Raw genomic sequence first — 25,555 nt, forward strand, 5'->3', positions numbered from 1 at the left:
AAACAGCTAAAACTAATCAAATTCAAATTGATATAACAGATCCACAGCACTATCAACTCCAGATACTGCTTCTAAATATAGATCTGTCAACAACTTATACCTAACGGTAAACTCACCAAAAGAATCAAAAATACCCACGCCATATTTCAGTTGAAGCTCTGGAGTAATATAACCACTTACCGTTACTTGAGAGTCATCTCCAGAACCGGCTGTATCTAGCTGTAAGTCTGATACGCCAAATGTTTCTCCTATCTGTCCAACCAAACGCCCACTCTTAGCAATACTCAATCCTATCAATGCAGTTGTCATACCATTACCGCCAGAAGATGCATCTAGATCTTGGCCTCTTAACAAGTAAGAAAGTGCATTTTGTTGAGGCATAGATGGTTCAGAGTAGACCTCTATCGACGGTTCATTAGCAGGTCCGGTAACACGAATGCCTGCCACCACGTCATCTTGTGTATTGTCTGGATTCCGCACCGCTTCGATAGCTAAATAAGGTTGATCTGCGGGCCCGTTCATTAGGACTTTACCTTCTTCGATAATCAAATCTTGACCAAAAGATCGATAAGTCCCATTAACAATTTCAATTTCTCCAACAATAAAAGGGCCTTTATCCTTTTCTGTTACATTTAACTGACCGACTAACTCACCTTCTAATCCAAAAGCAGCTAACGTAAACTCATCACCAATATGAATATTCACATCTGTTTCTATCGCCATTGGTATCGGGTTTTCAGCTTCTATCGGCTCTAAATTCTTATCTAAAATCACTTCATCAGAAGAAACAGACACAGCACTTGGTGGCAACTCTTCTACTACAATTTCACCCCATGGCAAATAGATGTCACCTTCTATTTTAGCCAATTGAGGATTAACAATTATCGTCATATCGGGCTTAACTTTAATATCGACCATTGGAGGTAGCTCAACATTAAGCTCTTCTGCAAAAACACGTACTTTACTATTCCAAGCTTGCAAATCACGCCAATTAGCATCACCGTCAATTTTCAACACCCCATCAGCGGTTTCTATATCGGCATCAAGTAATGCATCATAACCAGAAAAATCAACTTGAAGTTTACCGAGTAAAACTTCTACTGGTGTAATATCACCTTGAGCAATAATGTTATCTACCGTAAATTGACCATTAACACTAGGATGCTTAACCGGTCCCGACACTTTAATATCGGAATGAATATCGGCATTCACCTTACTGTATTCTCCCAGTAAAGGTTGAATCATATCCAAATTGATATTATCTAAAATCAATTGTGCATCCAGAGCCTCCTCAATCGATTGCACATCTTCAACAGTAATGTTCCCTTTAATATCACCGTTATCCGTTATATCTAGCTGCCAATCGGCCAGTAATTTATCATTATGTAATTGCGCATTAACAGCAATGGACTCCCAGCCAACAATTAAAGGTTGGTCAGCAGAATACAGCACGTTCCCTTGAGGAAGTTGAATGGTAACATCAGCGTTAGGGCTTTCATTGGGTGACCAGCTAGCAGAAGCAGTGAGGGCGACTTCACCATCTACGTCAATATTTGGAGGGATAAACATATCCAGTTGATTAAATGAAAAGTTTTCTACAGCTAAATGGGCATCACCAGATTGACCTGCACTCAAATCTTCGGTTAAACAAATTTTTGAGTTTGATTGTAACCAACAGTGAGCTTGGACATTGAGCAATTGGCTATCCACAATAAAGCCCAAATCAACTTGATGATCAATTCGCCATGTTCCTTGTTGAGTTGAAAGATTAGCATTCTCTAACACGCCTTTCCAAGCCAATTCCGGCTCTTGCTGTAAGCCACCTTGAATACGAATATCGGTGGATAATAAGTCCGATAACAAATCTAAACTCAATTGATGATCGGTTTGTGTACCAGAAAGGGACAATTCAACATTATCGATTTTTTTACCTTGGTAAAGTACCTCTCTAACCTCGATATCAAGATTGCCATCAGGAGAAGGTAATGGTTTCAAATTACTCGAGAGCTTCAAGTTGGCCACGTCCACCAAATCTAAATATTCAATTTCGGTTGCAGATATATCTGTAATAACTTGAGGTATATCGAGACTGCCTCGTAAAGAAACTGTTCCACTAATACTCCCTTTTACACCTTCAATGGATTTTTCAATATCAGGAATATTTACCAACGTGTCTATCGCTAGGGCTTCATCTAGTTTTCCGGAAATTAGAATACCATTAGGACCATGATTTATGCCTAGTCCTTCTGTTTCTATCTTTATATCCCCTTTACCGGACGGATCACTGGCCGACAACTGCCCTTCTATATCTAATGGGTAATCTCTTAGGTTTCCATTAATATCTAACAAAGGTAAATCAACCAACCAACCACCAGAGTCTAATAACTTACCAGTGGTTGATAATGAGCCATTAATGATTCCTTCAGCTTGTTCCCATTCCATACCGGGTTGAATATCCTTCAAGCCTAGCGTCGCTTGCCAGTTAATTGGGCTTTGCCAATTGGCTATGACTTGACCGGAAACTTCACCACCTAACGTTTTAATTAATAACGATTCCAGCGTGATTTCGTTTAAGTTACCATCGCCTTTAATAGCAAGATCTAATTCAGGAATAGATTCGCCATCAACAACCGTTGCAATATTTAGGTGGTAACCATCTAATGAACCGGCAACTTTTATTTGCTCAACATCAACAACGTAATCTGCCTGCCCAGTAAGTGGCCACTGCATCGCACCATTAGACAGTGCAAAATCAAAAGGTAAATTTGATTTTAACGGTTCTAATTGTCCATTAATCGCTAATTCAATGACCCCAGAAAGAGTTGAATCTAGTTGTAGATCTGCCACGCTACCTGTCGCTGAAAGCTGTAATTTTTGTCCTTTCAACTCTGTTTGTTTTACCTGTGCTTTCGCATCAAGAGTTAGAGGATAATTATCTTTCAGATCAACCTTTGAACTGAGTTCTACATCAGCTTGAGGTACATCTAAAACTAATTGGTCAATATTAACGTTGTACTGATGTACATTAGCCGATAATCCTAAGTGATTAACAACAACAGGCGTCTCTCCTTTTAAGGTAAAACTTTTCAAATCAAACTGTTGTATATCAATTTCTAGAGGAACAAGAATATCAGGCAATACGATATCTTGCTTAACTTGCTTCTCAGTCGCTGTGCTCTGCTCTTTTGAAGACGGGTTACTCTCATTCGTGGATGTCAACTCTACATTGACCTGCTCAAACAAAGTAGGATAAAGCGTTAATGTGCTGTCAACCATAGCTATTTTGCTAGAAAATGTTTTCCAGTCGACGACATTACCAAGCACATTCAGATTGATATTCGTAAGTTTTAACTCATTAATATAAATAGGAAAAGGTACTTGAACTTCCGTTAAAGGCTCAGAAGGTGGTTCCGGTTCTTCTGTGTTTGAGGGAGGAAGCTCTGAAAAAACCACATCAAGTCCGTCAATTTGAATTAGCTCAACACACACAGAAGGCGTTAAAAAACATTTCGGTGTAATTCCTAATGTAAGCGCTTTGCTTTCAACAGTAAGATTCAAGTCTTCATTTTTGTATTTAACATCATAAAGAGAAAACTGCGGGAAAAAAGATCCTTTAGAGTCGGCTATTTGCAACTCTGGCAATACTTTCTCTAGGCTCCAAATAACTGTGTTTAAGCCACTATTGGTCGAAAGGCCTGCAACTAAAAGTGTTAATATCAATAATATTAATACAAATAAGGCCAGTACTGTTCTTAGCAGCCACTTAACTAAACGACTCATAATTCAGGCCCTAAAGCAAAATGAATTCGAAATTGATCGCTACTTTCTAGAGCTAGCCCCCAAGCAAAGTCGAGCCGAACAGGGCCAACCGGAGAGGCCCAACGAACACCAAATCCCGTTCCCAGTTTTATATCAACTGTTGAGGTCCAAGCGTCACCAGCGTCAACAAAGGTGGCCAACCACCAATCCCCAACCAGTCGGTATTGATACTCTAATGAACTGGTTGCCATATACTTAGCCCCAATTAAAGCACCAGTATCATCGGTAGGAGAAATCGATTCATAGTCGTATCCACGTAAACTATTATCGCCACCAGCAAAAAAACGAATCGAAGGAGGAACGTCTAAAATATTGTCGACGATATTGGCTGATAAATCGATCCGAGCAATACCTCTATGATTACTACCAAGGCTATTAATCCACGAAGATCGGGTCTGAATTCTAAACATACGCGCTCTAGAAACAATGTTTTTATCTGAAACTTCAAAACTAACAGAATATTTATTGCCCGATGTAGGCATCGCCCCACCTGATGTTTTAGTTCTAGAAAAACTAATCCCAGGGATGATCATTTTTATATCATCATCTTGAGATCCTTGGGTAAAGTCTTCATGAAGATATCTTAAAAAAACATTTCTATGCCAACCATTATCGAGCTGCCAATGCCTTTCTATTACCGCATTCGCCTCTAAACTATCGGTATCGAGGTTATCTTCATATTTCATACCATATTGAAGTCGATAATATTCATTCAAGACGTCTTCTAATGGAATGGTGTAACCTGCAACGATCGTTTGTTCTGGTTCTGAAAGCGACAAACTGGAATCAAAGCTATGTCCGTACCTGTTCACCCATGGTTTATTCCACTTTAACGTACCTCGAATCCCAACATCGGTTGAATAACCAATCCCAGTTTCTATTTGATTCTGTGACTGTGGTGCCAATGATGCCACCATAGGTAATACTTGATCTGACTGAACGTGTTGCATATCGGGTTTAACGAAAACAGAGGAGAACCACTCGGTATTAGACAAATTCTGATTAAATAGACCAACATCTGAGGCCAAGTAAGGGTCACCCTGTTTATAAGGAATAAGAGATCGAACTTTTTCTTCTTCGATTTGACTACCAATAATTTCAGTTTTTCCAAATCGGTATCTAGCACCACTGTTATAATGCAAATGAACAAAAGCCTGATGCAATTCAGGAACGACTTCTAATGTTGTTTTGGTATAGTCGCCATCAAAATATCCCTTGGACAAAGCCAAGTTTCGAATTGCCGATTTAAGTCCATCATATTGGCTATGATTCAATATCGCCTGTTGCTTCAAGCCAGATTGATTGATTAAAGCTAAAAATTCATCATCATCCTTGGCTTCGCCGGTCAACTGAATATCAACAATCTCAATAAGAACGGGGTCGCCTGCGGCAATATTGACCGTCAGGGTTTCTTCATCCTCTGAAATAATAAAATCAATAGTAGGTTGGTAGTATCCTAATGCCTTGAGTGCCGTTTTGATATTATCTCGCAGCCGAGATTGAAAACGCAATGACGTTGCATAATCCTCTTCAGGAATAGCCGACAGATAAACGTCCACATTGTCACTAAGTGCACCTTTCAACCCTTCTACTTTCAATGACATACTTGCCCAAGTTTCCATACTACATGATAGAAATAGCAATAAAATACAGATATTTTTTTTCATTATTTCGACATATTGGTACACAGCCTAACTCTTACCTATAACCATTAAAGAAACGACTATTAAAAAATAATCTTGAACAAATAACCTAAATAACTCACGTTACCATTACGCGAATCTTGTTGCACAAAGCTTACCCGATAACGAGACAAGGTTATAGCAAAGTGTTTTAAAGATGCTACCACTATGATAAAAACAATATCAATTCAGTTATAACCAAACGGATAGAGTTCGCTTCGAAAAATAAATAGACGTAACTTATGAGCACAAAGTTACGATATAGTGGAAGTCATATATACCAATAAATGTCGTTAACATTAGACATAGATAGGTTATATGTATTAATTTGTTTTTATCCTATTTTGATATAAGGAAATTAACATTCCTTCTTCTATACTGCTTTTCTAATGCAAAAAACACATCTTGTAACGCACAAAATATGGATAAAATAATGTCAGCTGAACACACTAAGATTACAGAAGAAACGGCAATTAAAGGTCGCAAGGTAGCAATATCACTCAATAAACCTCACTTTGTAAATGGAACAGATTTATTGGCTGCACCAACTGATAGCCAACAAGAAATTATATTTGGTTTAGGCTGCTTTTGGGGAGCGGAGAGATTATTTTGGTCACTAGATGGAGTCGAATCAACATCAGTGGGATATAGCGGTGGCTATACCAAAAATCCAACTTATGAAGAAGTTTGTACTGGCAATACAGGCCATACCGAAGTAGTACGCGTTATTTTTAACCCTAGTAAAATAACGTTATCTCAATTGCTGAACCATTTTTGGGAAAATCACGACCCAACCCAAGGAATGCGACAAGGTAATGATATTGGCACACAATATCGATCCGCTATCTATTATTTTAATAAAGCACAATTAGACAATATAAAAGAGAGCAGAGCGATCTATCAAGCCGCATTAACAGCCGAACATAAAGGCACTATTACTACCGACATCTCCGCTTTTGAAGACTATTATTTTGCTGAAGAATACCACCAGCAATATTTAGCAAAAAATCCTGAAGGATATTGTGGGCTAGGTGGAACAGGTATTTGTTTCCCTCCAAATCTATAACTGTTTATTTTATAAACCGTCTATTTTGTAAATTCATTACTGTAGACAGTGAAATTTTTACCGCCTGTTATGCCATTTTTACTATATAACAGGCGAAGACAAACTAACGTTCTTTTTATGCGGTAGCCATTGTCAGGTTATCGATAGTGTCATTCACCTCTCTCATTATCGATAGCTTAGCCTTCTCAGATAAGTCTGGAAGCAATACTTTTCCACTATCAAAATAGAACATACCAATACCTTCTATAATAAATTCACCCTTAAAAAGGGTTTTGACAAAACGGGCAACTTGAACTGGACGATAAATAGAAAATACTCTCGACATAATGGCCTTATTCTCTTTTAATTATTCTTTATTTCAGCAAGTAAATGCAAAATTCAAGCCACAACTAAAAACATAAAAAACTTCAGTTAAAAAAGTATTCACCTCTTAGATAACAATGAAGATAACCTCTTTTTTGTCTAAAAAAGTAACACTTTAGAAGTGAATGCGAATATAAAAAATAAGTTGCAGTGCATCAACACTGTGCATTTCACCATTATTGGGCTTTAGCCAGCTCAAGAATAGCCAGTTAAGAGCGTTCATTGTTAAAATAAAGCTTATGGATTGAATGATAATCAATTCATCTAAGATATAGTTTCCCTGTAAAGCATTTTCTTACACACAATTACCTTGCAGAATAATTGTTATATTATTACATTAACGACTAAACATTCATCTGAACGCAAACAAGACTTCATGCCAATCGATACAAATCGCTCCTCGATACAATGGCTACCTTCAATCGTCCTAGTACTTGTGCTTTGGACCGGTTTTGCGTTTCTCGATCATATGGTCGACATCGATTCATCTCATCATGAGCATCACCATTGTCAACTTTTTGCACAAGCATTACATGGCATAACTTCGCCTTTTACGATATTACCTCTCATACGCCAAAAACCAATTGAACATAAACCTAAGATAATTGCCGAATTATTCAAACCATTACCAAACAAAAAAGCACGTTCACCACCAAAAATATCGAATCAATTACTACTTTTTACTTAGATATTAATTTTTTAAATTGAGGTTTACCTTATGCAACGTGTAATAAAATATTCTTTACTAACCACTCTTATTCTAGCGGCATCTAGCCAAGCAGAGGAAGGTTTCCGACAGCATAGCGCCCATGTTCATGGCCATGTTGAGTTTAATATTGCCCAAGACGGCGATGAATTATTGGTAGAAATTACAGCACCTGGAGCCGATGTCGTCGGGTTTGAACATGCACCAACTAATGAACAACAACATTTAATGTTCGACAAAGCAAAACAGACTTTAGCCGACTCCAGTCAACTTTTACGCATATCTCAACAAGCTGGTTGTCAAATTGAGCATACTAGTGTGACAAGTACACTGGATCATGATGACCATGATCATGAAGAGCACGCCGATCACGATGACCATAATCATGAAGAACACGCCGATCACGATGACCATGATCATGAAGAGCACGCCGATCATGATGACCATGATCATGAAGAACACGCCGATCATGATGACCATGATCATGAAGAACACGCCGACCATGATGACCATGATCATGAAGAGCACGCCGATCATGATGACCATGATCATGAAGAGCACGCCGATCATGATGACCATGATCATGAAGAACACGCCGACCACGATGACCATGATCACGAAGGTTCAACTCATAGTGAATTCACTGTTGAATACCATTTCGAGTGTAATGATATGAGCAAATTACAAAACATTGAAACAACTTGGTTTACACATTTCCCTTCAACTGACAACATCGCAGTAAATCTGTTGACTGATACTGACCAAAAAGCATTAGAGCTTAATGAAGATGATTATGTAATCTCGTTCTAGGTTTATATGTCTTATCAGACACACTTGAAGTTAATAAGATTTAATTGACTAATGTGTTGGTAATCAAGCTTTAGATGAATAAACTTCAAGTTAAAATTTTATAGAAAACCTTTGTGACTACTTACTTTTAATAAAGAAGAAGTAAGTAGTCACTACTTTCACATTGGATATAGGCCATGGACACAGTCAAAAAAGTAGTTTCTTTGTCTGATATTGAGTTCAGTTGGGCAGAGCAAGAGACCCCTACTCTCAAATTCGATTTGCTAGAGATAAATCAAAATGAGCACGTATTTATAAAAGGTCCGAGTGGTAGCGGAAAGTCGACACTGCTTGGACTATTAACCGGAATTATGTCTCCTCAACAAGGCAAAGTTCAAATACTTGCAACCGATATCTCACAACTAAAGCAGAATCAGCGGGATAAATTTAGAGCGGATCACATAGGTTATATTTTTCAACAGTTTAACCTATTGCCTTATTTATCTGTGATTGACAATGTGATTTTACCTTGCCATTTTTCTAAAATTCGAAAAAAAAATGTAGCGGGTGATCTAAAAGCAAAAGCGATTCACTTATTAGATCGCTTGCATTTAGATACAAATCTACTCCACAAACCAATCATTGAACTTAGTATTGGTCAACAACAACGAGTTGCCGCTGCAAGAGCTCTTATCGGTCAACCTGAACTATTAATAGCGGATGAGCCTACTTCTGCTTTAGATTTTGATAATCGCAGTGCATTTATCGAATTATTAATGGAAGAAGCTAAACAAGCTAATTCAACCCTTATTTTTGTTAGTCATGACCCAACTTTAGAATCTTTGTTTGATACCAGTATTCATCTCAATCAATTGAACAAACAAGCACAAATGATAGCTAAGGAGGCGAAATGAAAACCATGGCGCAACTAGCATGGAAAAGCCTAGCTAACAGAAAAGCAACCGCATTACTCACTATATTGACTGTGGCAATTTCGGTTATTTTATTAATGGGTGTAGAAAGAATTCGAACTCAAGCAAAAAGTAGTTTTGCCAACACCATATCAAGTACAGATCTAATTGTTGGAGCTCGTTCTGGTTCAGTTAACTTATTGCTCTACTCTGTATTTCGAATAGGCAATGCCACAGCAAATATTGATTGGAAAAGCTTCGAAGAATTAAGCCAACAACGCTCTGTAGACTGGGCAATACCGATTTCTTTAGGGGACTCTCATAAAGGGTTTAGAGTAATGGGGACTAACCAAGATTATTTTAAACACTTTCGGTATGGTAGAAAGCAACCACTAACCCTACAACAAGGGAGACCGTTCAATCATCTATTTGAAACTGTACTAGGATCAGATGTAGCAAAAGCACTTGGTTACAAAATAGGCTCAGAAATTATCATCGCACATGGTATCAGCGATGTAGCATTTAGCCGGCATGAAAATCTTCCTTTCAAAGTCGTCGGTATCTTCGAGCCAACGGGTACTCCGGTGGATAAGACGGTTCATGTTTCCTTAGAAGCGATAGAAGCAATACATGTAGGTTGGGAATCGGGAGCCAACTTAGGTAACACACCTGATGCTGAATTTTTACAAAAACAATCTTTTCAACCAAAGCAGATTACGGCTATTCTACTTGGACTAAAATCTAAAATTTATACCTTTGCTTTACAAAGACAGATAAACACCTATAAAAAAGAGCCATTGAGCGCTATTTTACCGGGTATCGCTCTTCAAGAACTTTGGGGAATGATGTCGATAGCTGAAAAAGCATTAATGGCGGTATCTGGTTTTGTTGTAGTTGCTGGATTACTAGGGATGCTTAGTAGTTTGCTCACCAGCTTACAGGAACGACGTCGTGAAATGGCTATCTTACGAGCGATGGGAGCAAGACCAAAACACATCTTTATCTTATTAGTCAGTGAAGCTAGTGCATTAACGTTTATTGGGATACTTGCTGGTACACTTGGGTTATATTCTTTGCTTGCAATTGCTCAACCTATTATTCAACAAATGTATGGTATAAATATTGAGTTATCATTATTGAGCAGTCACGAATGGATGCTACTCGCACTCGTTCAACTAGCTGGAATCATTATTGGTTTTATTCCTGCATTGAGTGCATATCGAAAATCACTATCTGATGGCATGACCATCAGGATATAAATATGGCGGAAAAAATGTCTAAATTAATGTTAATAGCCTGTTGCTTGGGTATCTTTTCATTACCCATCCAAGCAAATTCAAATACAGATACATCTCAGGTAGAACAATCTGACATACTGCAATTAGAGTGGATTGACCTAATCCCAGAAAGCGAAAGAAACTTAGTCGACAGTGTAGGGATGCCTCTACAATTAGATCATACTCAAGATGCGCCAGCACAATCAACCTTAGGTAGTGTTAGACAAGAACTTAATGGAAGTCTGGTTAAAATCCCGGGGTTTGTTATTCCGTTGGAAGGGGATGATAAAATGGTCACAGAGTTTTATTAGTACCATTTTTAGGGGCTTGTATTCATGTTCCACCCCCACCACCAAATCAACTAATCTATGTTCGTTTTAAAGAGGGTGCGCCAATTCAAGAGCTATGGGATGTCGTTTATATTGTAGGAACATTGAGAACAGAAACCGTTAACCACGAACTTGCCGAAGTTGGTTACGTTATTGATGGAGTCTCTCTAGAAGCATACGATGATCTATAACTCTCAGGCACTTTATACTAAAAAGTTGGATAAATAAGCCAAAACAGCAATATAGACCATAAACAGTAACGTAGTAGATAGTTGCCTTTTAAACTTATTGTTGTTTTTAAACTTATTATTGTGTGGTTGCGCCATTGCAGCCTCCAATTATTTAACAAATTTAACATTTAATTATCAAATCATAGCAGAGTAACCTAATAAAACGAATAAAACCGTATCGTCAATTCCATTGGTTTCGGTTATTAATCAAAAATAAGACAATTTCAAGGCTAATGATGATAGTTAACAAAAACCACCTACAATGATTAAATCAGTAGCATAACTCTCAATAAAACGTTACATTTTTGATGATTATATTTAAATAGGACGACTTGGCATGGCTGGACACAAAGCACCCGTGACGATTACTCAAGACCAATCTGATCCTGACAGTCATTCCAATAAAAAATCCACCTACATCAAAGATAGTGGCAGCAGAGTAAAAAGCATTGCAGAAACCTATGGGTTAGATGCAAGGTTAACGTCGACTAAATCAGAAAAGTCCACTTTAGAAAGAGCGCTAAACAGAGATAGACAAAGAAGAGAACAGAGACAAAAAAATCTAGAAAAAATAATTCAATATTCACACACCTTTTGCAACGATGAAGCTGCGGGCGATCCTGATCAAGATTGGCTAAATCGATTTTTTGATATGGCACAAGACATTCACAACACTTCAATGCAAAAATTGTGGGCTCAAATACTTAAACTGGAAGTCACTAATCCTGGTTCAACTTCTGTCAAAGCACTCAAGGTACTAAAAGATATGACGCCCAAAGAAGCACAGTTCTTGCAAAAAGCGGCTTCATTATCTTGTAGTTTTGGTCATGGCGATAGTAATAAGAAACTACTTATCGGATATAGAACTCAAACCGGATTATTTTCACTGACCAAACGTGATATTGAAGAAACTATAAATCTTGGTAGTTATCACTTACCCTATTCGAGTATTCTACTATTAGTTGAATTAGGTCTAGTCATTGGTACTGAATTAGAATCAGGCGAAATCGAATTCGATCCAGCATTAACACTGAACTACCAAGGGAAAATAATTTCATTGCAACCAACAGGCAAAGGTAGCAGGTTGCTTTATTATCGGTTAAGTCCGGTTGGCAACGAGTTGTGTAAATTATTAGGCAACAAACCTAATATGAAATATTTTGATCAATTGGTTAATTTACTAAACCACAAGTTCACCATCCAAACTGAAGTAAAAAATACCGTAAACCAAATTGTTTAGTGCCACTACGAATTCATTTCCTACCTCTTGATTTTAGGTACTGCATAAGTCTTATTCAAATCATTTCATCCCGATTTAAATTGAATCAAAATAGTTGAAAAAGAGATAATGCATACAAAAATACAACATTTATCCAACCAATGTCACATTTTGTGAGCTAGTTACAACAAATGTTTCATAAAAATCTGATAAGTTCGACATATCACCGATGGATCAGCTATACAGTCTAATAGACCTTACCAACTAGACTATACACCTGCATCCCAAATTCAATACGAAATGGAGTTATTCGATGAGCATTAAACCACTCTCTCTTGCGGTCTTATCTGGCATATTAACTTTGTCCGGTTCTACTTATGCACAAACAATTAACCTACGAATAATAGAAACAACTGATATTCATGGCAACGCTTATGCCTTTGATTATTATAAAGGTAAGGCCTCTGAAAAAATTGGTTTGTCGCGTGCAGCAACACTCGTTAGACAAGCAAGAAACGAAGTCAAAAATAGCGTTCTTGTCGATAATGGTGACCTTATTCAAGGCAGCCCAATGGCGGATTATATGGCTTCAAAAGGCATTATTCCGAGTGAAATCCATCCTGTATACAAAGCAATGAACCAACTAGGTTATGAGGTAGGTAACCTTGGTAATCACGAATTTAATTACGGCTTAGATTTTCTTGCCGAATCAGTAAACGACGCAAATTTTCCGTATATAAATGCAAATGTTTATGATAGCTCAACTGGTCAAAACTACTTCACTCCATACATAATCAAAGAGTATTCCTTCAAGGATTCAGATGGATTCCCGCGCTCAATTCGCATTGGTTACATTGGTTTTACCCCACCACAAATACTAACTTGGGATAAAAAAAATCTCAGCGGTAAAGTTATTGCCAAAGATATTAAACAAACTGCTGAAAAATTTGTTCCTGAAATGAAAGCACAAGGTGCAGATGTAATCGTAGCAATTCCGCACTCTGGTATATCTAAAGACCCTTACAAAAAAGGGGCAGAAAACTCCGTAATCTACTTATCGGAAGTGGAAGGCATTGATGCTATTGCATTCGGACACTCCCATTCAGTATTTCCAGGTAAAGGATTTGATGGAATTCAAGGCGTAGATAATAATAAAGGAACGGTTAACGGTGTTAGTGCCGTCATGCCGGGTCGTTGGGGCAGCCATGTTGGGATAATGGACCTTGAGCTTAACTTCGATAAGAATAAGGGTGAATGGAACGTTGTAGATAGCCAATCTGAAGCTCGTGCAATTTACGACAATAAAGCAAAAACATCTCTTGCTGCCAATGATGAATCAATCGTAAAAGTACTAGAAGCGGATCACTCTGCTACTCTCGAATTTGTTAATCAACCTATTGGTCAGGCTAATGATGTAATGTACAGTTATTTGGCACTCGTACAAGACGACCCAACTATTCAAATCGTCAATGCAGCACAAAAAGCCTACGTAGAAAAATTTATTCAAGGCGACCCAGATTTAGATGGTCTTCCAGTATTATCTGCTGCTGCACCCTTTAAAGCCGGCGGACGTAAGAATGATCCGTCTGGTTATACCGAAGTTGAATCTGGCCAATTAACATTCCGGAATGCTGCGGATTTATATTTGTATCCAAATACATTAGTAGCACTTAAAGTGACTGGCAAAGAAGTAAAAGAGTGGTTGGAATGTTCTGCTGGACAATTCAACCAAATAGATGCAACTAGCTCAGCACCACAATCATTAATTAACTGGGATGATTTCCGCACATATAACTTTGATGTCATTGATGGCGTAAATTATCAAGTCGACCTCACTCAACCAGCAAAATATGACGGCAGCTGTAAAGTAATTAACCCTAACTCTCAACGGATTGTAAACCTAACTTATCAAGGTAAAGCCGTAGACATGTCAAAAGAGTTTATCATTGCCAGTAACAATTACCGAGCATATGGTGCCAAATTCGCTGGAACTGGGGCAGAGTTTGTTGCGTTTGACTCTCCAGACGAAAACCGTAGTATTCTAGCCGCTTATATTAGTGAAGTAAGCAAAGAAAAAGGTGAAGTAACACCAAGTGCTGACAACAATTGGTCTTTTGCTCCAATAGTGAGCGAGCAAACATTGGATATTCGCTTTGAAACATCACCAACAGAAAAAGCGACCGAATTTGTGCAACAAAAAGGTCAGTACCCAATGGAAAGAGTAGCGACAGATGATGTGGGCTTTGCTGTGTACCGTATTAATTTACAAAAATAACCATGGTCCTATAAAGCCACTATTGTTTTACAAGTAACACCGAGAGCTGAGCAGGTTTTGATTTTTCAAAACCTGCTCAATCTAACAAACTAAAACATTTTATTATCTAATCATTCAGAGAGCTCCATATGATAACTTGGCAACGAGTCCCTTTAGAACAATTAAGTACCAAACAGTTATATGAAATTCTAAAGATTAGAGTTGATGTGTTTATCGTTGAACAAAACTGTGCTTATCCAGATCTAGACGGCATAGACTTGCTCACAGGTGTATATCAGCTAATAGGTTATGAAGATAATGAAATAGTCGCTGTAGCTAGATTAATGAAACCTGGCCTGCATTTCAGCAATGCTTCAATTGGTCGAATCGCAGTCAAGGTAAGCGCTAGAAAGAAAAATTTAGGCCACATGTTAGTGAAACGAGCGCTAGAAGAATGCCATATTTTATGGCCAGAACAAGACATTGACATTCAAGCTCAAGAATATTTACTGAATTTTTACCAGCAACATGGATTTAAACCATATAGCGAGTCTTATCTTGAAGATGGAATTCCCCATGTCGATATGAGATTGAGAAAGTAAACAACTATTAAACTATTTACTTCTGCCATATCCACCATCAGATAACCGGAAAAACATAACTGATGTCCCTGATTTTTCTAACTGTAAAATATCTAAATGTCCTTCAGACGCCAACTTAAAACGAATCAGTTGGCCTTCGCGAATTTTACTTAATGGCTTGTCTAATCCTTCTATATCCACTAACGCGTTTAGATCTGCCATAGGTAGGTTATTTGCTCGAAAAACTTTGGCTAACGTATCGCCACTTTGTACCACGTACTCTTGCCATTGCTCTGTTTTAGTCACTCTTGGCTTATTATTTCCTTCTTCACTCAATGACACGGTTTCTATCGCAACCTCTTTACGAGTCGAATCAACCTCAACCACTGAGGATTGAGTAGTTGAAGGGGACATATTTGGGGTTGGCAATAAGATAAGAACCAGTACGATAGGAGACAAGATCATCAATGCTCGTTGATGAAACTTAGGCAAGTTAGCCCAGAATTTGATTCGTGAATGCGGTTGAGATTGCTCTATATTATCTGAATCAATGTCTGCTGAATCTGCAGCCCCAGAATTAGTGCTAAATTGAGTGACCTTTTTTTGAATTCGATCAAACAGGCTAGTTTTATTTTTGTTCCTATTTCGACGATTCATTGAACTGGCTCCCTATACGTTTCAACACAACAATATAATGATTATTAACAACATAAAAATCAATTTCGATTATTCAATTATAGATTTTTCAACCAATACAAGATAGTCATTAATCGCATGCCGTTCGATAGTTTCTTATGTAGGCTATTACTGGTATCCTGTCGGACTTATTTACCTCAAACATAATTAAGAGAGAAGAGATGTCTGACATCAAATTGGAAACAGTAGAACAAAAAGCAAGCTACGGTATTGGTTTGCAAATGGGTCAACAACTTGCTGGAAGTGGCTTAGAAGGTCTTAATGTTGATGCAATTGCTAAAGGCATTGCAACATCACTTACTGGTGATATGCCAGAAATTGAAGTTGACGAAATTAACGCTGCACTTCAAGAAATTCATACACGTGCTGAAGCTGCTCGTGCTGAATTATCTAAAGCCGCTGCTGCTGACGGTGAAGCGTTTCTAAAAGACAATGCTCTTCGTTCAGAAGTAACCGTTCTTGAATCAGGTCTACAATACGAAGTTATTACGCAAGGAACTGGTGATATCCCTTCTTCAGACAAACAAGTTCGCGTTCACTATCACGGTCAATTAACTGATGGTACGGTTTTTGACAGCTCAGTTTCACGTGGTCAACCTGCTGAATTCCCTGTAACAGGTGTTATCCAAGGTTGGGTAGAAGCATTACAACTTATGCCTGTCGGCTCTAAGTGGAAACTATACATCCCACAAGATCTTGCTTACGGCGAACGCGGTGCAGGTGCAGCAATCCCTCCTTATGCTGCATTAGTATTCGAAGTGGAATTACTTGCTATACTGTAAGTTATTTAGATTATGATTAGTTAGCGGTATTTTTATCGCTAACTAATATTTTTTCATCCAAACCATCGAAACTTCAATTTTTCCACTAACAATAACTCACTAAGCAAATACTAAAGCCTACCCACTAGTCTTTTTTACAATAGATTGTCCAAAAGTCTTATATATAACTCATCTTTCTAATAACTTTTTTGTTGCTACACAGCTATACTAGTGCACTTCAAATTATTGATATAATAATTTTTTATGGAGAAACAACGTGAATAAAATTAAACTAATCACGCTAGCAGCAACACTACTACTATCAATGCCAAGCCATGCTCTATTCGGCTTAGGTTCCGATTCTGATACCAAAGTCGATACTGATGCAGCAAAATCCTTCGCATCTGGTCTTCTAGAAGAGGCCACCCAACAGGATGAATCATCAATAATTAGTGCACTAACAAGTCAATTAGATGTATCAACCGAACAGGCAACAGGCGGAGCAGGTGCACTTCTAGCACTAGCATCAAATTCATTATCAAGCAGCGAATCGTCGGAACTTAATAACTTAATTCCAGGAATGAGCAGCTTAACCAGCTCTGCAACCAGTTTACTTGGTATGGCAGACAGTATGAGTGCTGTTACTGATATCTTTAATAAACTCGGCTTAGATGCGTCGATGATAACAGAATACGCGCCAGTTCTACTTGAATACCTAACCGAGCAAGGTGCATCAACTGAACTCCTAGGATCATTAAGCTCTCTCTGGTCTTAGCATAAATAAGCTAAATTCGTCTACTAGGCGAATTTAGCTCACACAAAATATCAATCCTCTATCTAATCACTTGTTTATTACTTTCTATTTATGCGATTCTGTTATCCCTATATCAAGGAAGAACGAAGAGAGCATAAAATGAGAGATGAAACATTATCCATCCATTTTGGTTATGACACTGACCCTACAACAAAATCTGTTGCAACCCCAATTTATCAAACCGTCGCATATGAATTCGACAATGCACAACATGGCGCCGATCTGTTTAATTTAGACGTTCCGGGCAATATATACACACGTATAATGAATCCAACTAACGATGTGCTTGAAAAACGTATGGCAGCACTTGAGGGTGGTATCGCGGGTTTAGCGGTAAGTTCTGGAAGTTCAGCAATTCATTACTCTATTTTAACACTCGCAAAAATTGGCGATAACATTGTTTCCACACCCCAGCTATATGGTGGTACCTATACGTTGTTTGCTCATATGTTACCCAACATGGGTATTGAAGTGCGTTTTGCTAAAGATGATAAACCTGAAAGCATAGCCGAATTGATTGATGACAATACCAAGGCAGTGTACTGCGAATCGATCGGCAACCCCGCGGGCAACATTATTGATTTAGAAAGGCTTTCTGAACTAGCGCATGCCCAAGGGGTTCCAGTCATTGTTGACAACACAGTCGCAACACCAGCAGTGTGTAAACCTATCCAGTTTGGTGCCGATATCGTCGTTCACTCATTAACTAAGTATGTTGGCGGCCACGGAACAACACTAGGCGGAATCATTATCGACTCTGGTAAATTCCCGTGGGCAGAGCACAAAGGCCGTTTTCCACAACTAAATGAACCCGAACCCTCTTATCATGGAGTGGTGTATGCTGATGCATTTGGACCTGCAGCCTTTATTGGTCGAGCAAGAACGGTTCCACTGCGTAATACTGGTTCAGCGCTTTCACCAATGAATGCCTTTATGCTTATGCAAGGTCTAGAAACATTATCACTACGTATGGAAAGACATTGTCAAAACGCTTTGAAAGTTGCTCAATTTTTACAACAACATGAAAAGGTGAGTTGGGTTAGTTACGCTGGTCTTGAGGAGTCTCCTTACTATCAACTCAGCAACAAGTACATGGATGGCAAACCGTCAGGGATTCTCTCATTTGGCTTAAAAGATGGTTATGATGCTGGTGTACGATTCTACGACGCCTTGCAAATTTTTAAACGATTAGTGAATATTGGTGATGCTAAATCATTAGCTTGTCATCCTGCGTCAACAACCCATAGACAACTTGATGAAGCAGAACAAAAACAAGCAGGAGTCAGTCCTGAAATGATACGGCTATCGGTTGGTATTGAACATATTGATGACATAATAGCGGATCTAAAACAAGCATTAAGCGCTTAAACTGGAAAATATATAGGAGAGAGGTGCTATAAGTAATGGCACCTTCGAATCGTATATTCATCAGGTCTTAGTAGCCATAGTAGAAAGTAAAAAGCCGAGCATTGCGCTCGGCTTTTTATTTTTTTTAACAACTTATTCAGCAGCCGCTTCTTCAGAAGCTTCTGGGCGATCTACAAGCTCAATGTATGCCATTGGAGCTTTATCACCTGTACGGAAACCACATTTTAAAATGCGAGTATATCCGCCCTGACGACTCGCGAAACGCGGGCCTAGTTCATTAAATAGTTTTGCTACAACTTCGTTATCACGAGTGCGAGCAAATGCTAGACGACGGTTAGCAACACTGTCTGTCTTAGCTAATGTAATCAAAGGCTCAATTACGCGACGTAGTTCTTTTGCTTTAGGCACGGTAGTTTTAATAACTTCGTGACGAACAAGAGAGCTAGCCATGTTGCTGAACATCGCTTTGCGATGACTGCTGTTGCGGTTGAGTTGACGACCACTCTTACGATGGCGCATGACCTAATCCTTCTAACTAGTATCGATTAATCTTCAGCGATTGACGCTGGCGGCCAGTTCTCTAGGCGCATACCAAGAGAAAGACCACGTGAAGCAAGTACGTCTTTAATCTCTGTAAGAGATTTTTTACCAAGGTTTGGCGTTTTAAGTAGCTCAACCTCAGTGCGCTGTACTAGATCACCGATGTAGTGAATCGCTTCTGCTTTCAAACAGTTAGCAGAGCGAACTGTTAGTTCAAGATCGTCTACAGGACGCAGTAGGATCGGATCGAATTCTGGCTTCTCTTCCTTCTCCTCAGGTACACGTACATCACGAAGATCTACGAACGCATCCAATTGTTCAGCTAGGATTGTAGCTGCACGACGGATAGCTTCCTCAGGTTCTAGAGTACCATTCGTTTCCATATCGATAACAAGCTTATCCAAATCGGTACGTTGTTCTACACGTGCAGCTTCTACAGAATAGGCGATTTTATCGACTGGACTGTAAGTAGCGTCAACAAGCAGACGACCAATAGGACGCTCATCTTCTTCGGTATGAATACGAGCAGAAGACGGAACATAACCGCGACCACGTTCCACTTTAATACGCATAGCGATTTCAGCGTTGTCAGCCGTTAGGTGACAAATAACGTGCTCAGGGTTAGCGATCTCTACATCACCATCGTGGGTGATGTCACCTGCAACAACAGGGCCTGAGCCTGACTTGTTCAGTGTAATAAACACTTCATCTTTGCCTTCGGCAACGCGTACAGCCAAACCTTTAAGGTTTAAAAGAATTTCAAGAACATCTTCTTGAACGCCTTCTTTAGTACTGTACTCATGCAAAACGCCTTCGATTTCTACTTCAGTCACGGCACAACCCGGCATTGAAGATAGTAATATACGGCGAAGCGCATTACCTAGAGTATGGCCAAAGCCACGCTCTAATGGCTCAAGAGTTACTTTCGCATGTGTCGTGTTGATCTGTTCAATGTCAACAAGACGTGGCTTAAGAAATTCTGTTACAGAACCCTGCATTGTGTCCTCTCTTTAGTTTAACCTTACTTAGAGTAAAGTTCGACGATCAAGTGTTCGTTGATGTCAGCTGACAGATCTGAACGTTCAGGCATACGCTTGAATGTTCCTTCCATTTTGCCACCATCGACTTCAATCCAAGTTGGTTTTTCGCGTTGTTCAGCAACTTCAATAGCTGCTTTTATGCGAGATTGCTGTTTAGCTTTCTCACGAATTGAAACAACATCGTTAACCGCAACTTTGAAAGAAGGAACGTTTACAACTTTACCGTTAACTAGAATAGCTTTGTGGCTAACTAATTGACGTGCTTCTGCGCGAGTTGCGCCAAAGCCCATGCGGTAAACTACGTTATCAAGACGACCTTCAAGAAGCTGAAGCAGGTTTTCACCTGTGTTGCCTTTAAGGCGTGCAGCATCTTTGTAGTAGTTACGGAATTGTTTTTCTAGAACGCCATACATACGACGAACTTTTTGCTTCTCACGAAGCTGAACGCCATATTCAGATAGACGGCCTTTACGAGCACCGTGCACACCTGGTGCGTTATCAATTTTACACTTGGTATCTATCGCACGGACACCAGACTTAAGAAATAAGTCAGTACCTTCGCGACGGCTAAGCTTTAGCTTAGGACCCAAATATCTTGCCATGATTCTTCTCCAATATTCCTAGAAACGTAACGTTATACGCGACGTTTTTTAGGTGGACGACAACCGTTATGAGGGATCGGAGTTGCATCAACAATGTTAGTGATGCGGTATCCAGCTGCGTTTAACGCGCGGATAGTTGACTCACGACCAGGACCTGGGCCCTTAACCATAACTTCCAAGTTCTTAAGGCCATATTCTTTGGCCGCTTCGCCTGCTCTTTCTGCTGCAACCTGTGCGGCGAACGGAGTAGACTTACGAGAACCACGGAAACCTGACCCGCCAGCAGTAGCCCAAGCTAATGCATTACCTTGACGGTCGGTAATCGTAACGATTGTATTATTGAAAGAAGCATGAATGTGCGCTACGCCATCAGCTACTTGCTTGCGTACGCGCTTACGAGCGCGTGTTGGTTGTTTTGCCATTGTACTCTCTACCTTATCCGATTATTTTTTGATCGGCTTGCGCGGACCCTTACGGGTACGAGCGTTGGTTTTAGTACGCTGTCCACGTAGTGGTAGACTGCGACGATGACGAAGACCGCGATAACAGCCAAGGTCCATAAGACGCTTGATGTTCATCGAGACTTCACGACGTAGATCACCTTCTACAGTGTACTTGGCGACACCATCACGCAGTTGATCAATCTGCTCTTCAGTTAGTTCACTGATCTTGACATTTTCAGCAATACCTACGCCAGCTAGAATAGCCTGTGCGCGAGTTTTACCAACGCCGTAAATCGCAGTAAGCGCGATTACAGCATGCTTTTGATCAGGAATGTTAATGCCAGCTATACGGGCCACTATTCACTCCTAGTACTTATATAAGAAATTATCCGCAACAAAGCCCGTAGAGGATACGTTGCGGTTTACTACTTCTTTTGCACGCAAAAGGTAGGCCGAGCAATATACTCGACCAACCTTTACATTTCAAGTAAAAATTTCTGTCAGATTAACCTTGGCGTTGTTTATGCTTTGGTTCGCTGCAAATCACACGCACAACACCGTTGCGCTTAATAACTTTACAGTTTCGACAGATTTTTTTAACGGAAGCACGAACTTTCATTGCTAAACTCCGTAAATGGGAATCTAAAGTTATAATCGCTAATTAGCGACCGTAACCTTTAAGATTCGCTTTTTTCAACACAGAATCATACTGTTGTGACATCAGATGAGTCTGTACCTGTGCCATAAAGTCCATGATGACAACAACTACAATTAGTAGTGATGTACCGCCAAAATAGAAACGTACGTTCCACATGACCATCATAAACTCGGGAATCAGACAGATAAAGGTAATATATAGAGCACCAGCTAGGGTTAATCTAGTCATTACTTTATCGATATATTTCGCTGTCTGCTCACCTGGGCGGATGCCTGGTACGAAAGCGCCAGACTTCTTCAAGTTGTCTGCTGTTTCTCTCGGGTTAAATACTAACGCCGTATAGAAGAAACAGAAGAAAATAATCGCTGATGCATAAAGCATTACATATAACGGTTGACCTGGGCTTAAAGCTAGCGACACATCAGTTAACCAACCGAAGGTTGAGCTTTCACCGTTTTGACCTAACCATTGAGCTAATGTTCCTGGGAACAAAATGATGCTCGATGCAAATATTGCAGGTATAACACCAGCCATGTTTATCTTAAGTGGCAAGTGTGTACTCTGCGCTGCGAAAACTTTACGACCTTGTTGACGTTTTGCATAATTAACGACGATACGACGTTGACCACGCTCCATGAAAACAACGAAATAAATCACAGCGAAAGATAATACTGCAATAAACAACAGAAGAAGTACGTGCAATTCACCTTGACGCGCTTGCTCGATTGTTTGTCCAATTGCCGAAGGCAATCCAGCGACGATACCCGAAAAAATAATTAACGAAATACCGTTACCAATTCCGCGCTCAGTAATTTGTTCACCTAACCACATTAAAAACATGGTACCAGTTACTAAACTTACAGTTGCAATCAGGGTAAACATGGTTTGGTCGATAACGACCAGATTGTCGACCATGTTTGGTAGGCCTGTTGCTATACCTAAAGCTTGGAATGTAGCTAAAACAAGCGTGCCATAGCGTGTATATTGGCTAATCTTACGACGCCCTGCTTCACCCTCTTTTTTGAGTTCAGCTAACGCTGGATGTACTACAGTTAGCAACTGGATAACAATTGATGCCGAAATATACGGCATGATACCCAGTGCTAATATAGATGCACGCTCTAAAGCACCACCGGAGAACATGTTAAACATCTCTACGATAGTACCCTTTTGCTGTTCGAACAAATCGGCAAGTACAGTTGCGTCAATTCCAGGTAGCGGTACAAAAGAACCGGCTCTGAATACTAATAACGCTATTACTACGAATAGTAAGCGCGACTTCAGTTCAGCTAAGCCGCTCTGAGTACTACGAAAATCTTGTCCTGGTTTCTTAGCCATCTGTACCTCAACCTTCGAGATTATTCCTCGATTTTACCGCCTGCAGCTTCGATAGCAGCTTTAGCGCCTTTAGTCACGCGTAGACCTTTAACAGTTACCGCTTTGCTTAATTCACCAGAAAGAACAACTTTAACAAACTGGATGTTCTTAGTGACAACGTTAGCCGCTTTAAGACTGTTTAAATCTACAACATCACCCGTTACTTTCGCTAGTTCACCTAGACGAACTTCAGCACTCACTAAGCTCTTACGAGAAGTGAAACCGAATTTTGGTAGACGTTGTTTCAAAGGCATTTGACCGCCTTCAAAACCTGGACGAACAGTGCCGCCAGAACGTGACTTTTGACCTTTGTGACCACGGCCACCTGTTTTACCAAGGCCTGAACCGATACCACGACCTACGCGCTTCTTAGAAGGCTTAGAACCCGCAGCCGGTTGTAGAGTATTCAAACGCATTCTGATTACTCCTCAACTTTAACCATATAGCGAACTTTGTTGACCATTCCACGAATAGATGGAGTGTCTTCAAGTTCAACCGTATGGTTGATGCGACGAAGGCCTAAACCTTTCAAGCACAGTTTGTGCTTAGGTAAACGACCAATTGAGCTTTTAGTTTGAGTTACTTTAATAGTTGCCATCGTGTTCTTACTCCGAAATAGATTCAACAGTTAGACCACGTTTGGCTGCAACCATTTCTGGTGACTTCATGCCGCTCAAACCATCAATAGTCGCGCGTACAACGTTGATCGGGTTCGTAGAACCGTATGCTTTCGCAAGAACGTTGTGAACGCCAACAACTTCTAGTACTGCACGCATCGCACCACCGGCGATGATACCTGTACCTTCTGCTGCTGGCTGCATGTAAACTTTAGAGCCAGTATGACGACCTTTCACCGCGTGGTGTAATGTGCCGTCGTTTAGCGCGATCGTAACCATATTACGACGTGCTTTTTCCATTGCTTTTTGAATCGCAGCTGGTACTTCACGAGCTTTGCCGTAACCGAAACCAACACGACCATTACCGTCACCAACTACTGTTAGTGCAGTAAAGCTAAAGATTCTACCACCTTTAACCGTTTTTGAAACACGGTTAACAGCGATTAACTTTTCGTTAAAATCTGTAGCTTGAGCTTGTTGTTGTTCTTTAGCCATCTTCCAAACCCTACCTTAGAATTTAAGACCAGCTTCGCGAGCAGAATCTGCTAGCGCCGCCACTCTGCCGTGGTATTGGAAACCAGAACGATCGAATGCAACACCAGAGATGCCTTTTTCGATAGCACGCTCTGCAATAGCTTTACCTACTGCTTTAGCGGCGTCTACGTTACCAGTATTCTTCACTTGCTCACGGATTGACTTCTCTACAGTAGAAGCTGAGGCAATAACCTCAGAGCCATTCGCGGCAATTACCTGCGCATACACATGACGTGGAGTACGGTGTACAACTAAGCGAGTTACGCGAAGTTCTGCAATCTTACGACGTGCACGTGTAGCACGACGGATGCGAGATGCTTTCTTATCCATAGTGTTACCTTACTTCTTCTTAGCTTCTTTAGTACGCACATATTCATCTGCGTAACGAACACCTTTACCTTTATAAGGCTCAGGTTCACGGTAAGAACGAATGTCAGCTGCAACTTGGCCAACAAGTTGTTTATCACAACCCGTTAGAACGATTTCAGTTTGGCTTGGACATTCAGCCTTAATACCTTCAGGTAGAGCATGCTCTACAGGGTGTGAGAAGCCAAGAGTTAGGTTTACGTTGTTGCCTTTAACAGCAGCACGATAACCGACACCTTTAAGAACTAACTTCTTAGTAAAGCCTGCAGTAACACCAACAACCATGTTATTTACTAGTGCACGAGCAGTACCTGCTTGTGCATTCGCTTTAAACACACCTTCAACTGGGTTGAAAGTTAAGTTGCCGTCTTCCTGTGCGACTACTACTGCGTTATTAATAACGCGAGATAGTTCACCCTTACCACCTTTTACAGTGATTTCTTGGCCGTTCAATTTCACCTCTACGCCTGCTGGAATAGAGACTGGTGCTTTTGCGACACGAGACATGATCTA

The 25,555-nt window shown here is 39.9% G+C and carries 27 protein-coding genes and 1 pseudogene; 12 read left to right on the forward strand and 16 right to left on the reverse strand.

The window, feature by feature from the left end:
• Positions 1 to 12 precede the first annotated feature (12 nt).
• Positions 13 to 3,780 carry a translocation/assembly module TamB domain-containing protein gene (locus R3X26_RS14630; RefSeq protein WP_317718075.1) on the reverse strand — a complete coding sequence of 1,256 codons (3,768 nt, stop codon included), beginning with the start codon at positions 3,778 to 3,780 and terminating at the stop codon, positions 13 to 15.
• Positions 3,777 to 5,489, reverse strand: a complete 1,713-nt coding sequence (locus R3X26_RS14635) for an autotransporter assembly complex family protein (RefSeq protein ID WP_317718116.1) — start codon at positions 5,487 to 5,489, stop codon at positions 3,777 to 3,779. The genes R3X26_RS14630 and R3X26_RS14635 overlap by 4 nt, the downstream gene beginning before the upstream one ends.
• Before the next feature lie 445 nt (positions 5,490 to 5,934).
• On the opposite strand from R3X26_RS14635, the gene msrA reads away from it, so the two are divergent.
• Positions 5,935 to 6,567, forward strand: a complete 633-nt coding sequence (gene msrA, locus R3X26_RS14640) for a peptide-methionine (S)-S-oxide reductase MsrA (RefSeq protein ID WP_317718076.1) — start codon at positions 5,935 to 5,937, stop codon at positions 6,565 to 6,567.
• Positions 6,568 to 6,682: 115 nt separating this feature from the next.
• On the opposite strand, the gene R3X26_RS14645 is transcribed toward msrA, so the two are convergent.
• Positions 6,683 to 6,892 (reverse strand): DUF1107 family protein, encoded by a 210-nt coding sequence (locus R3X26_RS14645; RefSeq protein ID WP_317718077.1) that lies wholly within the window; start codon positions 6,890 to 6,892, stop codon positions 6,683 to 6,685.
• A gap of 414 nt (positions 6,893 to 7,306) precedes the next feature.
• Here R3X26_RS14645 and R3X26_RS14650 point away from each other — a divergent pair, with 414 nt between their 5' ends.
• The 8 genes and pseudogenes from R3X26_RS14650 (at position 7,307) to R3X26_RS14685 (ending at position 15,247) form a co-directional block, all read left to right on the forward strand.
• A complete protein-coding gene (locus tag R3X26_RS14650) occupies positions 7,307 to 7,618 on the forward strand; it encodes a DUF2607 family protein (RefSeq protein WP_317718078.1) in 312 nt (103 codons plus the stop codon).
• Between the two features lie 30 nt (positions 7,619 to 7,648).
• A complete protein-coding gene (zrgA, locus tag R3X26_RS14655) occupies positions 7,649 to 8,446 on the forward strand; it encodes a zinc uptake protein ZrgA (protein ID WP_317718079.1) in 798 nt (265 codons plus the stop codon).
• Positions 8,447 to 8,622: 176 nt separating this feature from the next.
• Complete coding sequence (locus R3X26_RS14660; protein WP_317718080.1) at positions 8,623 to 9,339, forward strand: ABC transporter ATP-binding protein; 717 nt, start codon at positions 8,623 to 8,625, stop codon at positions 9,337 to 9,339.
• Positions 9,336 to 10,595, forward strand: coding sequence for an ABC transporter permease (locus R3X26_RS14665; protein WP_317718081.1), 1,260 nt, complete (start codon positions 9,336 to 9,338; stop codon positions 10,593 to 10,595). The genes R3X26_RS14660 and R3X26_RS14665 overlap by 4 nt, the downstream gene beginning before the upstream one ends.
• Before the next feature lie 14 nt (positions 10,596 to 10,609).
• Positions 10,610 to 11,133 (forward strand): annotated as a pseudogene (locus tag R3X26_RS14670) (DUF3299 domain-containing protein).
• Positions 11,134 to 11,509: 376 nt separating this feature from the next.
• Positions 11,510 to 12,412, forward strand: a complete 903-nt coding sequence (locus R3X26_RS14675; RefSeq protein ID WP_317718082.1) for a TIGR03899 family protein — start codon at positions 11,510 to 11,512, stop codon at positions 12,410 to 12,412.
• A gap of 292 nt (positions 12,413 to 12,704) precedes the next feature.
• The gene (gene cpdB / locus R3X26_RS14680) at positions 12,705 to 14,666 is read left to right on the forward strand and encodes a 2',3'-cyclic-nucleotide 2'-phosphodiesterase (RefSeq protein WP_317718083.1); all 1,962 of its coding nucleotides are present in this window, start codon (positions 12,705 to 12,707) and stop codon (positions 14,664 to 14,666) included.
• 128 nt (positions 14,667 to 14,794) lie between these two features.
• Positions 14,795 to 15,247 (forward strand): GNAT family N-acetyltransferase, encoded by a 453-nt coding sequence (locus R3X26_RS14685; RefSeq protein ID WP_317718084.1) that lies wholly within the window; start codon positions 14,795 to 14,797, stop codon positions 15,245 to 15,247.
• A gap of 12 nt (positions 15,248 to 15,259) precedes the next feature.
• Here the strand turns inward: R3X26_RS14685 and R3X26_RS14690 are convergent, their stop codons facing one another.
• Positions 15,260 to 15,883, reverse strand: coding sequence for an OapA family protein (locus R3X26_RS14690; RefSeq protein ID WP_317718085.1), 624 nt, complete (start codon positions 15,881 to 15,883; stop codon positions 15,260 to 15,262).
• Positions 15,884 to 16,083: 200 nt separating this feature from the next.
• Between R3X26_RS14690 and R3X26_RS14695 the strand changes: the two genes are divergently transcribed.
• The 3 genes from R3X26_RS14695 to R3X26_RS14705 all read left to right on the forward strand — a co-directional run bounded on the left by R3X26_RS14695 (position 16,084) and on the right by R3X26_RS14705 (position 18,865).
• On the forward strand, positions 16,084 to 16,704 hold the full coding sequence (locus tag R3X26_RS14695; protein ID WP_317718086.1) for an FKBP-type peptidyl-prolyl cis-trans isomerase: 621 nt from the start codon (positions 16,084 to 16,086) through the stop codon (positions 16,702 to 16,704).
• Positions 16,705 to 16,960: 256 nt separating this feature from the next.
• The gene (locus R3X26_RS14700) at positions 16,961 to 17,458 is read left to right on the forward strand and encodes a DUF2780 domain-containing protein (protein ID WP_317718087.1); all 498 of its coding nucleotides are present in this window, start codon (positions 16,961 to 16,963) and stop codon (positions 17,456 to 17,458) included.
• A 138-nt stretch (positions 17,459 to 17,596) separates the two neighbouring features.
• Positions 17,597 to 18,865 carry an O-acetylhomoserine aminocarboxypropyltransferase/cysteine synthase gene (locus tag R3X26_RS14705; protein ID WP_317718088.1) on the forward strand — a complete coding sequence of 423 codons (1,269 nt, stop codon included), beginning with the start codon at positions 17,597 to 17,599 and terminating at the stop codon, positions 18,863 to 18,865.
• A 132-nt stretch (positions 18,866 to 18,997) separates the two neighbouring features.
• On the opposite strand, the gene rplQ is transcribed toward R3X26_RS14705, so the two are convergent.
• From rplQ to rplF, 12 genes are all read right to left on the reverse strand, one after another.
• Positions 18,998 to 19,384 (reverse strand): 50S ribosomal protein L17, encoded by a 387-nt coding sequence (rplQ, locus tag R3X26_RS14710; RefSeq protein ID WP_171754184.1) that lies wholly within the window; start codon positions 19,382 to 19,384, stop codon positions 18,998 to 19,000.
• A gap of 26 nt (positions 19,385 to 19,410) precedes the next feature.
• Positions 19,411 to 20,403, reverse strand: coding sequence for a DNA-directed RNA polymerase subunit alpha (locus R3X26_RS14715; RefSeq protein WP_317718089.1), 993 nt, complete (start codon positions 20,401 to 20,403; stop codon positions 19,411 to 19,413).
• A gap of 23 nt (positions 20,404 to 20,426) precedes the next feature.
• Positions 20,427 to 21,047 carry a 30S ribosomal protein S4 gene (gene rpsD, locus R3X26_RS14720; protein WP_272131842.1) on the reverse strand — a complete coding sequence of 207 codons (621 nt, stop codon included), beginning with the start codon at positions 21,045 to 21,047 and terminating at the stop codon, positions 20,427 to 20,429.
• 32 nt (positions 21,048 to 21,079) lie between these two features.
• On the reverse strand, positions 21,080 to 21,469 hold the full coding sequence (rpsK, locus tag R3X26_RS14725) for a 30S ribosomal protein S11 (protein ID WP_171754181.1): 390 nt from the start codon (positions 21,467 to 21,469) through the stop codon (positions 21,080 to 21,082).
• Between the two features lie 21 nt (positions 21,470 to 21,490).
• On the reverse strand, positions 21,491 to 21,847 hold the full coding sequence (rpsM, locus tag R3X26_RS14730; protein WP_272131843.1) for a 30S ribosomal protein S13: 357 nt from the start codon (positions 21,845 to 21,847) through the stop codon (positions 21,491 to 21,493).
• A 148-nt stretch (positions 21,848 to 21,995) separates the two neighbouring features.
• Positions 21,996 to 22,109 carry a 50S ribosomal protein L36 gene (gene rpmJ / locus R3X26_RS14735; protein ID WP_000868186.1) on the reverse strand — a complete coding sequence of 38 codons (114 nt, stop codon included), beginning with the start codon at positions 22,107 to 22,109 and terminating at the stop codon, positions 21,996 to 21,998.
• Between the two features lie 42 nt (positions 22,110 to 22,151).
• Positions 22,152 to 23,486 (reverse strand): preprotein translocase subunit SecY, encoded by a 1,335-nt coding sequence (gene secY / locus R3X26_RS14740; protein WP_317718090.1) that lies wholly within the window; start codon positions 23,484 to 23,486, stop codon positions 22,152 to 22,154.
• A gap of 20 nt (positions 23,487 to 23,506) precedes the next feature.
• Positions 23,507 to 23,941 (reverse strand): 50S ribosomal protein L15, encoded by a 435-nt coding sequence (rplO, locus tag R3X26_RS14745; RefSeq protein ID WP_317718091.1) that lies wholly within the window; start codon positions 23,939 to 23,941, stop codon positions 23,507 to 23,509.
• 5 nt (positions 23,942 to 23,946) lie between these two features.
• Entirely contained in the window at positions 23,947 to 24,123 is a 177-nt protein-coding gene (gene rpmD, locus R3X26_RS14750) for a 50S ribosomal protein L30 (protein ID WP_317718092.1), read from the reverse strand.
• A 7-nt stretch (positions 24,124 to 24,130) separates the two neighbouring features.
• Positions 24,131 to 24,637 (reverse strand): 30S ribosomal protein S5, encoded by a 507-nt coding sequence (rpsE, locus tag R3X26_RS14755; RefSeq protein WP_272131972.1) that lies wholly within the window; start codon positions 24,635 to 24,637, stop codon positions 24,131 to 24,133.
• 15 nt (positions 24,638 to 24,652) lie between these two features.
• A complete protein-coding gene (gene rplR, locus R3X26_RS14760; RefSeq protein WP_317718093.1) occupies positions 24,653 to 25,006 on the reverse strand; it encodes a 50S ribosomal protein L18 in 354 nt (117 codons plus the stop codon).
• A 9-nt stretch (positions 25,007 to 25,015) separates the two neighbouring features.
• Positions 25,016 to 25,549, reverse strand: a complete 534-nt coding sequence (gene rplF / locus R3X26_RS14765; RefSeq protein WP_317718094.1) for a 50S ribosomal protein L6 — start codon at positions 25,547 to 25,549, stop codon at positions 25,016 to 25,018.
• Between the last annotated feature and the right edge of the window lie 6 nt (positions 25,550 to 25,555).

It is taken from the genome of Vibrio sp. TH_r3 (genome assembly GCF_033101115.1).
Classification (GTDB): domain Bacteria; phylum Pseudomonadota; class Gammaproteobacteria; order Enterobacterales; family Vibrionaceae; genus Vibrio.